Genomic DNA, 14,499 nt, shown 5'->3' on the forward strand with positions numbered 1-14,499 from the left:
AGCGACCGTGCCGTCTGAGTGCAGGATGGCCAACGACATCGCCAGGAACCTCGGACACCTGCCGGGGGAGGAGGCGGCGGAGGCGATTGCCGGCCACATCGGCAGGTTCTGGGACCCGCGTATGCGCTCACGGCTCCACGAGTTCGTGGATGCCGGAGCGGAGGGCCTGGACCCCCTGGTGGTCGCCGCCGTGAAACTACTGCGCTGAGCCGGGAGAGGGATGACTCCTGCGGGCCGCCCGGGACTGTACACGCCTGACGAATACTGCATACAGTATTTGTCGGTGACCGTCTGCGGTCCCGGCACGGCCCGGCGAGAGAAGGAGCCGTTCATGCTGTTCCGGCAGCTCGAATACTTCGTGGCGGTGGCGAGGGAGAGGCATTTCGCGCGGGCCGCGGAGTCCTGCTACGTCTCCCAGCCCGCGCTCTCGGCGGCGATCGCCAAACTGGAGCGGGAGCTGAACGTCACGCTCATCAACCGCGGGCACAACTACCAGGGCCTCACTCCAGAGGGGGAGCGGCTCGTGGTGTGGGCCAAGCGGATCCTCGCCGAACAGGACGCCTTCAAGGCCGAGGTGGCCGCCGTGCAGTCGGGCATCACGGGGACCCTCCGGCTCGGCACGGACCCCACCGCGTCCACGACCCTTGCGCTCCCCGTGGCCGCCTTCTGCGCGGCGCACCCGCTGGCCAAGGTCCAGGTCCGCTCCCGGCTGTCGACCAAGGAACTCCACCGTCAGCTGCGCGACTACGAACTCGACGTGGCCATCGCCCACTTCGACCCCGACGACCAGGAAGGCCTCCAGGTCGTACCCCTCTACCAGGAGCGGTACATGCTGCTGGTCTCCGACGACCAGCTGGTGTCCCAGAGCCCCACCATGACCTGGGCGGACGCGGCCGAACTGCCCCTCGCCCTCCTCACGCCCGACATGCGGATCCGGCAGATCGTCGACACGGTCTTCGCGGAGAAGGGGTTCGTGGTGACCCCGCAGGTCGAGACGGACTCGATCGCCTCGCTCTACGCGCACGTGGGCGGCGGCGGCTGGGCGAGCATCGTGCCGCACACCTGGCTGCGCGCCATGCCCGTCGTGGGCCGGACGCGCGCGCTGCCGCTGGTCGATCCGGAGGCCGGCGCCCAGGTCTCGGTGGCGATCCACGCGGCGACCCCGGGTTCGGTCGCCGCCAGGGCGTTCGTCAACGCGGCGACGAGCCTGTCGTTGGACGACTTCTTCGGCCGCCCGCTCGCCCCGGAACACCGGGTGCGCTGAGCCGGCCGGCCACTGCCCTCGCTCGCGACCCGACCCAAGCACACCCTCCCCCGACCCCGGCCGCCCTGCCTTCGGACCTCTCACACCAGCCTGTCCTGACGGCGCATACGGAGCCCGTACGGCCTTCCGGTCCAGGGACCCCGGACGCCCTGTCCTCGGACCTCTCGCACCAGCCTGTCCTGACGGCGCATACGGAGCCCGTACGGCCTTCCGGTCCAGGGACCCGGCCGCCCTGTCCTCGGACCTCTCGCAAGTGGCCTGCCATCACGGCGCATACCGAGCCTGTACGGCCTTCCGGTCCAGCCCTCCCTTGGCCGTGTACGGCAATGCCGCGACCACTTCGAGCCGCTCGGGCACCTCGAACGCGGCCAGCCGCTCACGGCAGTACCGCAGGATCTCCTCGCGCCCGGCGCCGTCACCCCCGCGCACCACCACAGCGGCCCCGACCCGCTGGCCGTACACCGCGTCGGGCACCGCGAACACGGCCGCCTCCGCGACTCCCGGGCAGCCGGCGAGGACGTCCTCGACATGCTCGGGTGAGATCTTCTCCCCGCCCCGGTTGATGAGGTTCTTGATCCGTCCGGTCAACGACAGGTACCCGTCCTCGTCCAGCGTGCCCAGGTCACCGGTGCGCAGCCAGCCGTCGACGAAGGTGCGCGCCGACTCCGCGCCCGCGGCGAGATATCCGCGGGCGACGGTGGGCCCCTGCACCCACACCTCGCCCTCGACGCCCACCGGGCAGGACCGCCCGCTCCGGTCGACGACCCGGACCTCGACCCCGGTCGGCCGTCCGACCGATCCCTGCCGGAGGGCTCCCCGCTGCGGAAGGGGTTCGCTGGCCGCCTGGTGGGAGGACTCGGTCATCCCGTACGCGGACAGCAGCGGTGCGCCGAACGTGCGTTCCAGGGCCCGCCCCGTCGCAGTGTTGAGGGGCGCGCTGCAACTGCGGACGAACCGCAACGGCGGTGCCTGCGGCCCCGCACACTCCCCCTCCGATCCCTCCGATCCCTCCGATCCCTCTGACCCCTCCGCCCCTTCCGACCGCTCCAGGAGGATCTCGTGAATGGCCGGTACCGCGGTGAACCAGGTGGCGGCCACGGCCCGCATGTCACCCCAGAACGTGCTCGCCGAGAACCGTCCCCGCTCGGGCAGCAGCACACAGCCCCCGCTCGCGAGGGACGCCAGCAGCGCTGCGAACAGTCCGTGCCCGTGAAACAACGGCATCACCGCGACCGTCGCGTCCCCGGGCCCCAACTCGTAGGTGGCGCAGATGTTCTGAAGGGAGGCGGCCACGTTGGCGTGGGTCAGGGGGACCATCTTCGCCCGGTCGGTGGTGCCGGCGGTGAACAGCACGAGGGCGTCGAGGTCCGACAACTCACTTGCCGCACCGAGGCCTTGAGGCACACCGCAGGCGCCGGTCTCGAGTACGACCGCCGCCGCGCCCGCGCGGGAGACGTCCACCCGCAGCGACCACACGGGCACCGGCAACGTGCCACCGGACACCGACGGGCCCACCAGGACGACACGCGCCCCCAACGCCACCAAGCGCGCGGAGAGTTGGGACTCCGGCAGCGCGGGATCGAGCGGAGCCGTGACGAGCCCGGCCCGCGCGGCACCGAGCAGCCCGACGACGAACTCCGCGGTGTTGGCGCAGACCAGAGCGACGGCGTCACCGCGGCGCAGCCCCGCGCCGGCGAGCCGGGCGGCCACGTCGTCGGCAAGGGACGCGAGCGCCCGGTACGACAGGTGTACGCGTTCGCCGGTCACCACCAGGGCCCGGGCGTAAGGGCGTTCACGTACCTGCCGGTCGAGGAGATCGACGAGGCCCGTCATGTCCGGAGGCCGGTATCGGTTCGCGTCGCGCACGGATGCCGCGGCCGGAACGGCCATGACCCCACCCCCTCACGCAGGTCCGATGAAACATCCTCTGCGAGCGTGCGGTGGCCCCTGGCCCGCGTCCAATACCCACTGGCGAACGCCCGATAGCAGCTGTCTATCAAGGCAGTTGCGACGCCCCTCACCAGCTGTCGATAGATGCTGCTTATCGGCTGGTCGCCGATGGGTCTTGGACGCGGCCGAGCGGGCTGCGGATGGTGAGAGGAGTAGCCGCTCCGGCAGGACCTGCCCAAGGAGGACCTCGGACCATGACCGCCCCCTCGACACTGGAGACCGCGGCAGCAGCCGACGTTCCGACCGAGCTCACCGACGGGTACCACCTGGTTGTCGACGCGCTCAGGATGAACGACGTCGACACCATCTACGGAGTGGTCGGCATCCCGATCACCGACCTGGCCCGTCTCGCCCAGGCGCAGGGCATCCGCTACATCGGATTCCGGCACGAGAGCAACGCCGGACACGCGGCGGCCATCGCCGGCTACCTCAACAAGAAGCCCGGCGTGGCCCTCACGGTGTCGGCACCGGGCTTCCTCAACGGCCTGGTCGCGCTGGCGAACGCCACCACCAACTGCTTCCCCATGGTCCAGATATCCGGCTCCAGCGAGCGCCACCTCGTCGACCTCAAACAGGGCGACTACGAGGAGATGGACCAGCTCGCCGCGGCCCAGCCGTTCGTCAAGGCCGCATACCGGGTCGGCCGGGTGGAGGACATCGGCCGGGGCATCGCCCGCGCGCTGCGCACCGCCGCCTCCGGGCGTCCCGGCGGCGTCTACCTCGACATCCCGGCCGCGGTGCTCGGTTCCGTCCTGCCCAAGGCGGAGGGCGACCGGACGTTGAGCCGCCTGGTCGACCCCGCGCCGCGCCAACTGCCGGCACCGGAGGCCGTGGACCGCGCGATCGAGCTACTGGCAGGCGCCGAACGGCCGTTGGTCGTGCTGGGCAAGGGAGCCGCGTACGCCCAAGCCGACGCCAAGGTACGGGAGTTCATCGAGTCCACCGGCATCCCGTACGTGCCGATGTCGATGGCGAAGGGTCTGCTGCCCGACGACCACCCGCAGTCGGCCGCCACCGCCCGTTCCCTGGCGCTGAAGAAGGCCGATGTCGTGATGCTGGTCGGCGCCCGCCTCAACTGGCTTCTGGGGCACGGCCGGACGGGGTGGAACCCGGACGCCAAGTTCGTCCAGATCGACATCGACCCCAAGGAGATGGACAGCAACCAGCCCATCGCCGCCCCGCTCGTCGGTGACATCGAGTCGGTGCTCGACGCGCTCGCCGAGCGCACCAAGCCCGGCCGGATCGCGGCGCCTTCGGCCTGGCGCGAGGAACTCGAGGCGCGCTCGGCGCAGAACGTCGCGAAGATGGCCGAGCGCCTGCAGGCCGACCCGCACCCCATGCAGTTCATGGGCGCCCTGAAGGCCGTACGCGACGTCGTGCACCAGCACCCGCAGACGTACATCGTCAACGAGGGCGCCAACGCGCTGGACATCGCGCGCAACGTCATCGACATGCACGTACCGCGCCACCGTCTCGACAGCGGCACCTGGGGTGTCATGGGCATCGGCATGGGCTATGCGATCGCCGCCGCCGTCGAGAGCGGCGCCCCGGTTGTGGCCATCGAGGGCGACAGCGCCTTCGGGTTCAGCGGTATCGAGATCGAGACGATCTGCCGCTACAAGCTGCCCGTCGTCACCGTGATCATGAACAACGGCGGTGTCTACCGCGGCGACGACACCAATCCGTACGACGACGCCCCCTCGCCCACCACCCTCATGTCGGCGGCCCGCCACGACCTGCTGATCGAGGCGTTCGGCGGCAAGGGCTACCGGGTCACCACCCCCGCCGAGCTCACCGCCGCCCTCACCGAGGCGCTCGCCTCCGGCGGCCCGGCGCTCATCGACTGCGTGATCGATCCCTCGGCCGGCACCGAGAGCGGCCACATCTCGCACCTCAACCCCAAGGGCATCACCGTCGGCAACATCACGCCGGCGAAGAAGTGACCCGCCCGCACCCCGAGTTCCCTCCCTCACGTCCCGAACTCCCGCTGCGCACGCGCACGTTCACGATAAGGAAGCAGACATGAGTGAAAAGCCGCTCGCCGGAATCAAGGTGATCGACTTCACCGGGGTCCAGGCCGGTCCCGCCTGCACGCAGTTGCTCGCCTGGTTCGGCGCCGACGTCCTGAAGGTGGAGCGCCCCAACGGGGGCGACGTCACGCGCAAGCAGCTGCGGGACATCGAGGACCTCGACGCGCTGTACTTCACGATGCTCAACAGCAACAAGCGCTCTCTTGCCATCAACACCAAGACCGCCGAGGGTCTGGAGGTCCTGGAGAAGCTGATCACGGACGCCGACGTGCTGGTGGAGAACTTCGCCCCGGGCGCCCTGGACCGCATGGGCCTGACCTGGGAGCGCATCCAGGAACTGAACCCGCGTCTGGTCTTCGGCTCGGTCAAGGGCTTCAACGACCAGTCCTCCTGGAACGACCTCAAGGTCTACGAGAACGTCGCCCAGTGCGCGGGCGGCGCCGCCTCCACCACCGGCTTCTGGGACGGCCCGCCGACCATCTCGGGCGGTGCTCTCGGTGACACCAACACCGGGATGCACCTGGCCATCGGCATCCTCACCGCGATCATCGACCGTGGCAGGACAGGCCGGGGCCAGAAGGTGTCCGTGTCGATGCAGGACGCCGTGCTCAACCTCTGCCGCGTCAAGCTGCGCGACCAGCAGCGCCTGGAGCGGGTCGGTCACCTGGAGGAGTACCCGCAGTACCCCAACGGCGAGTTCACCGACGTGGTGCCGCGCGGCGGCAACGCGGGCGGCGGCGGCCAGCCCGGCTGGGTGCTCAAGTGCAAGGGCTGGGAGACCGACCCGAACGCGTACATCTACTTCACCGTCCAGGAGCAGAACTGGAAGCGCACCGCCGAGGTGATCGGCCGCCCCGAGTGGGCCCAGCACCCGGAGTACGCCACCGCGCGCGCCCGTCAGTCGCACATCTTCGAGATCTTCGAGGAGATCGAGAAGTGGCTCGCGGACAAGACCAAGTACGAGGCGGTCAACATTCTGCGTGAGTGGGAGGTGCCCTGCGCCCCGGTGATGAGCATGAAGGAGCTCGCCTACGACGAGGACCTGCGCAAGAGCGGCACCGTCGTCGAGGTCGAGCAGAAGGGCCGGGGCACCTATCTGACCGTCGGCAGCCCGGTGAAGTTCTCGTCCTTCCAGCCGGACATCGTGGGCGCCCCGCTCTTGGGCGAGCACAGCTCCGAGGTCCTGGTCGAACTCGGCTACGACGAGGAGACCATCGGCCGGCTGAAGGAGAGCGGGGTCATCGTCTGACGTGGAACGACGCGCAAGCGGCCGTGGCCCGGAGGCCACGGCCGCTTGCGTGCTGTCCGGTGGGACTCAGACCGAGGCTTCGGACCGCCGCCGCATCAGCTCCCGCTCCCGCTCGCGGCGCGCGGTGACGTCCCGGACGACCGCGCCGCAGTAGCTGCTGCCGTCGGGGCCCGACAGCAGGACCACGCTGAACTCGATGGAGAGTCTGCGGCCGTCCGCCGCCAGCGCCGGCACGTTCAGCAGGTCCGCTTCCCCGTACTTGCTGTATCCCCGCTCCATGGCGGCCTCGAAGCCGTCCTGGTGCCGCTTGCGGTGCCTCTCGGGGATGATGACGTCCAGACTTCGACCCGCCACGTCGGCAGCCGGGAACCCGAAGATGCGCTCCGCACCCCGGTTCCAGTAGCGGATCAGCCCCTCGCTGTCGGTGATCACTATGCCGTCGGGCGCCTGGGCCGCCATGCCCAGCACCACCGCGGAATCCAGATCTTCCATGTCGCCTCCGAGACGGAGTCATTGGTGGCGATAGTATACAGAATTCAGTCTACATGTCCTCTGTGCGGGGCGGATATGCAGGTGAAGGGCACCCCCAAAGCTTGGTATTGTTGTCCCTGTCGCCGCCGGGAACACTCCTGGCCGGGCGGCAGACACCTTGTCCGGGTGGCGGAATGGCAGACGCGCTAGCTTGAGGTGCTAGTGCCCTTTATCGGGCGTGGGGGTTCAAGTCCCCCCTCGGACACCACAAGTAAGACCCCACTTCGTGTGGGGTCTTTCGCGTTACGGCCCGAGCGGCGCCCTTAATTCGGTTGACCCGGCCCGCCCGCCGGGGGCTCAATACCCGGCATGGCCGACATTCAGGGCTCATACGACGATCTGTTCTCCTCGGTACCCAACACACTGGCGGCGCTGCTGGACGCCGGGGACGTGGGCGGAGCTGTGGCCGTCTTCGTGGACGGTGAACCGGTGGTGGACGTCTGGGGCGGCTTCGCCGACGCGGACCGGACGATCCCGTGGGAGCGGGACACCATCACCAACGTCTTCTCCACGACCAAGACGATGACGGCGCTGTGCGCGCTGATCCTCGCCGACCGGGGCGATCTCGACCTCGACGCCCCGGTCGCCCGGTACTGGCCGGAGTTCGCTGCCGAAGGCAAGGACAAGGTGCTCGTACGGCACCTGCTCTCGCACACGGCCGGCCTGCCCCACTGGACCGGACCGGTCGAGGAGATCTACGACTGGCAGGCCGCCACCGCACGGCTCGCCGCCGAAGCGCCGCTCTGGGAGCCGGGCACAGCGGCCGGCTACCACTCGCTCACCCAGGGATTCCTGGTCGGTGAGGTCCTGCGGCGGATCACCGGCCGCAGCGTCGGCGAGTTCCTCGCCCAGGAGGTGACCGGGCCGCTCGGCGCCGACTTCCACATCGGGCTCTCCGCAGAACACGACCACCGCGTCGCCCGCACCGTCCCGCCGCCCTTCCGGGACGAGGACTACACAGCGGGCGCGGCCGCCAGTGACGCGCCACCGAGCGAAGGCACCGCGATCCGCGTCAGGGACGGCAACAGCGTGGCCTGGCGGCGTGCGCAGATCCCCGCCGCCAGCGGGTTCGGCAACGCCCGTTCCGTCGCGCTCATCCAGTCCGCGCTCGCGTGCGGCGGGACGGTCCGTGGCGTACGGCTGCTGTCGGCGGCCGGTGCCGAGCGGGCCCGGGAGGAGCAGTTCAGCGGCGAGGACCGTGTGATCGGCATGACGCAGCGGTACGGACTGGGCTTCGGCCTCTTCGGTACCACCTTCGGCTGGGGCGGCTGGGGCGGTTCCCTCGTCATGGTCGAACCCGACGCCCGCATGGTGGTGGCGTACGTGACCGACCAGATGCGCGAACCCGGCGACGACACGCGGGGGTTGGAGCTCGTCATGGCCGCCTACGACGGTCTCCAGGGCCTGGGATAGGACGAACCCACCGCACAGGAGGGGGCGGGGCACGGAAAATACCGTGCCCCGCCCCCTCCTGTTTCCCTACACTCACCACGCAGCCCATGACGAGGAACAACGAGTGAGGGGAGTACGGCCGTGTGCGTGCGCAGCGCTGTCGCCGTTCCCCGGACGTCGTACGACGTGATCCTCGTGTCCCCGATCCTCCGGTGCCCGCTGCGCGGTCGGCACCGGACCCCCGTGACGACTTACTGAGCTCGCAACTCCTGTCGTAGCAAGACATCTTGACGAGCCGTCATGCCGTCGTACGGGCCATCGCGCCGCCCCGTCATCACATCACCCGAAAGGCCCTGGGCCGTGCGCACCGTCACCAACATCAATCCGCTCGCCGTCGTCCGCAACCTCGGCATCCTCGCCCACGTCGACGCCGGCAAGACCACCGTCACCGAGCGGATCCTGTTCGCCACCGGAACCACGCACAAGCGCGGCGAGGTCCACGACGGCACCACCGTCACCGACTTCGACCCTCAGGAGCGGGACCGCGGGATCACCATCTTCGCGGCGGCCGTGAGCTGTGCGTGGGACGGACACCGCATCAATCTGATCGACACCCCCGGGCACGTCGACTTCGCCGACGAGGTGGAACGCTCACTCCGGGTGCTCGACGGGGCGGTCGCCGTGTTCGACGCGGTCGCGGGCGTGGAGCCGCAGAGCGAGTCGGTGTGGCGACAGGCCGACCGGCACGGTGTGCCGAGGATCGCGTTCGTCAACAAGCTGGACCGCGCCGGCGCCGACCTGGACACGGCCGTCGAGTCGATCAGGCAGCGGCTCCATCCGGCCCCGCTGGTCGTGCAGTTGCCCATCGGCAGCGAGGACGGCTTCACCGGTGTCGTCGACCTGATCCGGATGCGGGCGCTGACCTGGACCGACGGTGGCGAGTCGGCTGAGGAAGGGCCCGTCCCGGACGGCCTGCGTGAGGAGGCTCTACGGCGGCGCCGGGCCCTGGAGGAGGCCGTCGCCGAACGCCACCCGGCCGCGCTGGAGGAGTTCTGCGAGCGGGAGACCCTCTGCTCCGACACCCTCACCGCCGCCCTGCGGGACCTCACCCACAGCGGCGACGGCGTGGTCGTCCTGTGCGGCTCGGCCTACCGCAACCGCGGGATCGAACCGCTGCTCGACGCCGCGGTGGCCTACCTGCCGTCGCCGCTCGACGTGCCCGCCGTACGCGGCACGCACGACGGTGAGGACCAGGAGCGGCACGCCGATCCTTCGGCGCCCTTCGCAGGGCTGGCGTTCAAGGTGAACGCCACCGCGACGGGCCGGATGACCTACGTACGCGTGTATTCGGGAACGATCGAGAAGGGAGACACCGTGTGGAACGCGGGCGCGCGGCGCACCGAACGCGTCGGCCGCATCCTGCGCGTACAGGCCGACCGGCATGCCCAGTTGGAGCGGGCGGTCGCCGGTGACATCGTCGCCGTGGTGGGGCTGAAGGCGGCCCGCGCGGGCTCGACCCTGTGCGCGCCCAACGCCCCGCTCGTGCTCGAACCGCCCAGCGTGGCCGAACCGGTCGTGTCGGTGGCGGTCGAGGTCCAACGGTCTGTCTACACAGACCGGTTGGCCTCGGCTCTCGCCCGGCTGACCGAGGAGGACCCGTCACTCGTCGTCCGCACCGACGCCGAGACCGGCCAGACGCTGCTGTCCGGCATGGGTGAACTGCATCTGGAGGTCGCGGTGGAGAAGGTTCGGCGCGAGCAGGGCCTTGCGCTCAACGTCGGCCGTCCGAGGGTGAGTTACCGGGAGACGGTCGGGCGCGGGGTGTCCGGTCTGGTTTTCCGGCACGTCAAACAGGACGGCGGGGCAGGGCAGTTCGCGCATGTCGTGCTCGATGTCGAACCGGCCGAGGAGGGCTTTGAGTTCCGTTCGGCGGTGATCGGTGGGCGCGTCCCGCAGGAGTACATCCGGGCGGTCGAGGCGGGCTGCCGGGACGCGCTGTCCGAGGGACCGCTCGGCGGGCACCCGGTGACCGGGCTGCGCGTCACCCTCACCGACGGCGCGACCCATGTGAAGGACTCCTCGGACACGGCCTTCCGCACGGCGGGCCGGTTCGGCCTCAGGGAAGCCCTGCGCGCCTGCGCGATGGTTCTCCTGGAACCGGTCGTCGAGGTCACGGTCACCGTGCCCGAGGACGCCGTCGGCGGTGTCCTCGGTGACCTCGCCGCGCGCCGGGGCCGGGTCTCCGGCTCGGTCACGCGGGGCGCCACGGCGGTCGTGACGGCAACCGTGCCGCTGTCCGAACTGTTCGGCTACGCAACGAGGTTGCGCAGCCGGACCCAGGGCCGCGGCACCTTCACGGCCCGCCCGACGGGCTACGCACCGGCTCCGGCGGAGGCGGCGGCACGGTGACCGGCGGCCGGCCCGCCCTCGCGGCGGGCCGGCCGCGCCGGACGGTCTTTCCCGGGCCGTCCGGGCGCGGGCACGAGTCCCCTCAAGCATCCGCCCGATCGCTGAGGGCGCCCGTGGCCGGTCAGCAGTCCCTGAACTCCGGCGACTGGTTCAGCACCTGTGAGCGCAGCGACGTGAAGCGCGCGTACGTCTCGCCGGTCACCGATTCCGGGCGGAACGCCGCTACCCGGTGGCAGTTCTGGAAGGCCAGGGCCACGCCGAAGTGGCGTTCCAGGCTGCCGCGGATGGCGTCGCTGGCGAGGGCGCGCAGGAGCTGGCCGCGCTCCTTCTCCGAGGGGGGAGGGGTCTGGTTGTCGGTGAACTCGGCGATGCCGCCCTTGAGTTCGGTGGCGAGGCCGGCGATCAGGTCGTAGGCGTAGGGGAGTGACGTGCGGACCGTGTCCACGAAGTCCTCCTCGCGGACGGTGCCCTGCTCGGCTTCGGCGAGGAGCTTCGGGGAGACGTCGAGAGACATGTGCTGGGGTTCCTGTCTGTTGTCGTCGTGCGGTGGGGGGTCAGATGAGGGAGGTGGGGCCCGGTACGAAGTCCGGGTCCACCTGGGACGCGAGATCGAGCCCGGTCGCGTCGTTCGCCCACGAGCGGGCGTTGCGGAGGTGGAACTCGACCGCGTGACCGTGGAGGGCCGGCCAGTTGCGGACGTGAGCGTCGACCGTCTCGCGCAGGATGCTCAGGGCATGCCGGTTATGGGATTCCAGTGACTCCAGGTCGCCCTCCGCGCGGCCCTGTTCGGCGGCGCGCACCCAGGGGGACTGGACCAGGTGGGTCAACAGGTCATCGCCGACGTGTTCCTTGAGGAAGAGCAGGTCGTCCTCACCGGTCACCTTGTTGCCGATCACCGCGATCCGGATCCCGAACTCCCGTGCGTGGTCCCGGTACTGGCGGTAGACCGAGACGCCCTTGCGGGTGGGTTCGGCCACCAGGAAGGTCATGTCGAAGCGGGTGAACAGGCCCGAGGCGAAGGCGTCCGCGCCGGCTGTCATGTCGACCACGACGTACTCGCCGGGGCCGTCGACGAGGTGGTTGAGGTACAGCTCCACTCCGCCGAGTTTGGAGTGGTAGCAGGCCACGCCCAGGTCGTTCTCGTCGAACTCGCCCGTCACCATCAGCGGTACGTCACCCACCCGGCGGACGTGGCGGGTGTGCAGCTCGTCGTCGCCCAGCAGTCTCAGCAGGCGTGAACCGCGGCCCGGCGGTGTCGTCTTGATCATCGCCTCGCGGGAGGTGATGCGGGGGTTGGAGCCGCGCAGGAGGTCCTTGATGTCGGCCACGTGCGCGCCCAGGGGAGGGGCGCCCAGGGCGCCGGCCCGGTCGGCGTCGTGGCCCAGCGCCTCGGCGAGGTGCTGGTTGATGTCGCCGTCCACGGCCAGCACCGGTGCGCCGGAACGGGCCAGATGACGGGAGAAGAGCGCCGACAGGGTGGTCTTGCCGCTGCCGCCCTTGCCGACGAACGCGATCCGCACTACCGCTCCGTCTTTTTGAAAATGGATGTCATGTCGGTAGGTTGTATGGCGTGTCCTCGATCACTGTCAAATCACCCCGCGATCAAGCGTTTCTCCTTAATGCATATGATGTGCAAATGCATGGCTACAGCATCAGGGCGGCAGGCCCGGACGACCTCGACGGTGCCCGAGCCGTGATGCTCGACACCGTGTACCGCGACTTCAGAACCGGGTACGTGCCCCGCTGGCACGGCGACATCATCGACCCGGCCGCCGCGTATCTCGTCCCGGCCCGCCACACCCTCCTCGTCGCCGTGGACCCGGACGACCGGGCCGTCGTCGCCACCGCCGCCCTCGACTCCCGCGGCCCCGCCCACCCGCCGAACCCGCGCGAACTCGCCGAGTGCTACCCCTCCGGCATCACCGCGCAGCTGCGCCGGATCTACGTCCGTCCCGAGCACCGCAGGCGCGGTCTCGCCCGGCGCCTGGTGGACGAGCTGCTCGCGTTCGCCGCCGCGGACGGCGGCTACCGGTCCGTCTATCTGCACACCGACCCGGCGGTCCCCGGCGCCGAACCCTTCTGGCGCTCCATCGGCAAGGTCGTGCACGACGAGCGAGAGTCCACGGGCGGCGCGAGCAGCGTCGTCCACTTCGAGATACCGATAGGGCGATAGACACCGTGCGACGCCGTCACATACTTGGCTCCCTGCTGCTCGCCCCCCTCCTCACCGCCTGCTTCGCCTCCGAAGGCGGCGACTCCGAAAGCGACACGAGCGAGGGCTCCCGCCTCCGCGTGGGCCTGGCCTTCCCGCCCGCCGAGAACCTCTCGCCGTACGGTGGTGACGCCACCCTCCTCAGCCGCCTCGGCGTCACCGAGGGCCTGACCGCCCTCGACGCCAACGGCGCCGCCGCTCCCGCGCTCGCCGAGTCCTGGCGTCGCGAGAACGAGCGCACCTGGCTGTTCACCCTTCGCGAGGCCACCTTCCAGGACGGCTCCGAGGTCACCCCGGCCGCGGTCGCCGCCGCCCTCACCCATGCCACCGAGGCCGAGCCCGCCCCGGCCGCCCTCTCCGGAGTCACCCTCGCGGTCGAGGCGGATGGCGCCGCCGTACGGATCACCACCGCGAAGCCGGACCCCGTACTGCCCCTGCGCCTGTCCAGCCCCAGCCTCCCCGTCCTCTCCCCGAAGGCCTACGAGGACGGCGCCGACCCGGTCGGCACCGCCACCGGACCCTTCGAGCTCACCAAGGTCAACGGCGCGTCCTCCGCCACCCTCGACCGCTTCGACGACTACTGGGGCGGCCGGGCCCAGGCCTCCGGCATCGACGCCCGGTTCATCGCCGACGGCACCGCCCGGGCCGGCGCCCTGCGCACCGGTGAACTCGACATCGCCGAATCGGTCCCGGTCGCGCAGGCCGCCACCCTCACCGCGGCCACCCGCAAGGAGACGGCCACCACCCGCACCACCAGCCTCCTCCTCAACGCGAAGACCGGCCCCTTCAAGGATGTCCGGCTCCGTGCCGCCGCCCGCGCGGCCGTCGACACCTCCGCGCTCGCCAAGGGCGTCTACGAGGGGTACGCCGATCCCGGCGCCGGCATCTACGGCCCCGCCGTGACCTGGGCCGACGGCAAGCGGCAGCAACCCGCCGAACGCTCCGGGGCGGGCAACCCGAACGGCGCGAGGATCACCCTCGCCACCTACGACAACCGCCCCGAACTACCCGAAGCCGCACAGGTGTTGAAGCAGCAGCTGGAGAAGGCCGGGTTCCGGGTCACCCTGGAGGTGCGCGAGTACTCACGGCTGGAGAGCGACGCGTTGGAGGGGAAGTTCGACGCGTTCGTCCTCGCCCGCAACACGCTCCTCGACACCGGCGACCCCGTGGCCGTGCTGGCGAGCGACTACACCTGCGACGGCGGCTTCAACATCGCCCAACTCTGCGACCAGGACGTCGACAAGGCCGTCGCCGACGCCGAGTCGGAAGCCGACACCGACCGGCGTCAGGACCTCGCCCTGGCCGCCGAGGCGAAGATCCTCGGCACGGGCGCCGTCGTACCGCTGGTCCACCAGCGCATCATCACCGGCGTCGCCGGCGCAGTGCGCGGTGTGCTCCTCGACCCCTACGAGCGCACCCTCGTCGGCACCGGAACCCGGCGCTGATCCGTGCGACACCAGCT

12 protein-coding genes and 1 tRNA gene are annotated in these 14,499 nt (G+C 70.4%); 9 read left to right on the forward strand and 4 right to left on the reverse strand.

What is annotated here, in order from left to right:
• Positions 1–25 precede the first annotated feature (25 nt).
• Positions 26–208: a formate dehydrogenase subunit delta gene (locus OHT57_RS40065; protein WP_328751738.1), complete on the forward strand. Its 183-nt coding sequence runs from the start codon at positions 26–28 to the stop codon at positions 206–208.
• A gap of 123 nt (positions 209–331) precedes the next feature.
• Positions 332–1,264, forward strand: coding sequence for a LysR family transcriptional regulator (locus OHT57_RS40070; protein ID WP_328751740.1), 933 nt, complete (start codon positions 332–334; stop codon positions 1,262–1,264).
• Between the two features lie 264 nt (positions 1,265–1,528).
• Here OHT57_RS40070 and OHT57_RS40075 read toward each other — a convergent pair whose 3' ends face one another.
• Positions 1,529–3,154, reverse strand: coding sequence for a FadD7 family fatty acid--CoA ligase (locus tag OHT57_RS40075; RefSeq protein ID WP_328751742.1), 1,626 nt, complete (start codon positions 3,152–3,154; stop codon positions 1,529–1,531).
• A 254-nt stretch (positions 3,155–3,408) separates the two neighbouring features.
• Here OHT57_RS40075 and oxc point away from each other — a divergent pair, with 254 nt between their 5' ends.
• Positions 3,409–5,157 (forward strand): oxalyl-CoA decarboxylase, encoded by a 1,749-nt coding sequence (oxc, locus tag OHT57_RS40080; protein WP_328751744.1) that lies wholly within the window; start codon positions 3,409–3,411, stop codon positions 5,155–5,157.
• 79 nt (positions 5,158–5,236) lie between these two features.
• Positions 5,237–6,493 carry a formyl-CoA transferase gene (frc, locus tag OHT57_RS40085; protein WP_328751745.1) on the forward strand — a complete coding sequence of 419 codons (1,257 nt, stop codon included), beginning with the start codon at positions 5,237–5,239 and terminating at the stop codon, positions 6,491–6,493.
• 66 nt (positions 6,494–6,559) lie between these two features.
• On the opposite strand, the gene OHT57_RS40090 is transcribed toward frc, so the two are convergent.
• Positions 6,560–6,985 (reverse strand): PAS domain S-box protein, encoded by a 426-nt coding sequence (locus tag OHT57_RS40090; RefSeq protein ID WP_328751746.1) that lies wholly within the window; start codon positions 6,983–6,985, stop codon positions 6,560–6,562.
• Positions 6,986–7,144: 159 nt separating this feature from the next.
• Between OHT57_RS40090 and OHT57_RS40095 the strand changes: the two genes are divergently transcribed.
• The 3 genes from OHT57_RS40095 (at position 7,145) to fusA (ending at position 10,825) form a co-directional block, all read left to right on the forward strand.
• Positions 7,145–7,232: transfer RNA gene (locus OHT57_RS40095), tRNA-Leu, on the forward strand.
• 101 nt (positions 7,233–7,333) lie between these two features.
• Positions 7,334–8,437 (forward strand): serine hydrolase domain-containing protein, encoded by a 1,104-nt coding sequence (locus OHT57_RS40100; protein WP_328751747.1) that lies wholly within the window; start codon positions 7,334–7,336, stop codon positions 8,435–8,437.
• 339 nt (positions 8,438–8,776) lie between these two features.
• Complete coding sequence (gene fusA / locus OHT57_RS40105; protein ID WP_328751748.1) at positions 8,777–10,825, forward strand: elongation factor G; 2,049 nt, start codon at positions 8,777–8,779, stop codon at positions 10,823–10,825.
• 121 nt (positions 10,826–10,946) lie between these two features.
• Here the strand turns inward: fusA and OHT57_RS40110 are convergent, their stop codons facing one another.
• Both OHT57_RS40110 and OHT57_RS40115 read right to left on the reverse strand, forming a co-directional pair.
• The gene (locus OHT57_RS40110; RefSeq protein ID WP_328751749.1) at positions 10,947–11,339 is read right to left on the reverse strand and encodes an SCO5389 family protein; all 393 of its coding nucleotides are present in this window, start codon (positions 11,337–11,339) and stop codon (positions 10,947–10,949) included.
• A 40-nt stretch (positions 11,340–11,379) separates the two neighbouring features.
• Positions 11,380–12,345 carry an ATP-binding protein gene (locus OHT57_RS40115; RefSeq protein ID WP_328751750.1) on the reverse strand — a complete coding sequence of 322 codons (966 nt, stop codon included), beginning with the start codon at positions 12,343–12,345 and terminating at the stop codon, positions 11,380–11,382.
• 116 nt (positions 12,346–12,461) lie between these two features.
• On the opposite strand from OHT57_RS40115, the gene OHT57_RS40120 reads away from it, so the two are divergent.
• Both OHT57_RS40120 and OHT57_RS40125 read left to right on the forward strand, forming a co-directional pair.
• Positions 12,462–12,998 (forward strand): GNAT family N-acetyltransferase, encoded by a 537-nt coding sequence (locus OHT57_RS40120; RefSeq protein ID WP_328751751.1) that lies wholly within the window; start codon positions 12,462–12,464, stop codon positions 12,996–12,998.
• Positions 12,999–13,003: 5 nt separating this feature from the next.
• Positions 13,004–14,482 (forward strand): ABC transporter substrate-binding protein, encoded by a 1,479-nt coding sequence (locus OHT57_RS40125; protein WP_443053540.1) that lies wholly within the window; start codon positions 13,004–13,006, stop codon positions 14,480–14,482.
• The last annotated feature ends 17 nt before the right edge of the window (positions 14,483–14,499 follow it).

This window comes from Streptomyces sp. NBC_00285 (assembly GCF_036174265.1).
Taxonomy (GTDB): Bacteria; Actinomycetota; Actinomycetes; order Streptomycetales; family Streptomycetaceae; genus Streptomyces.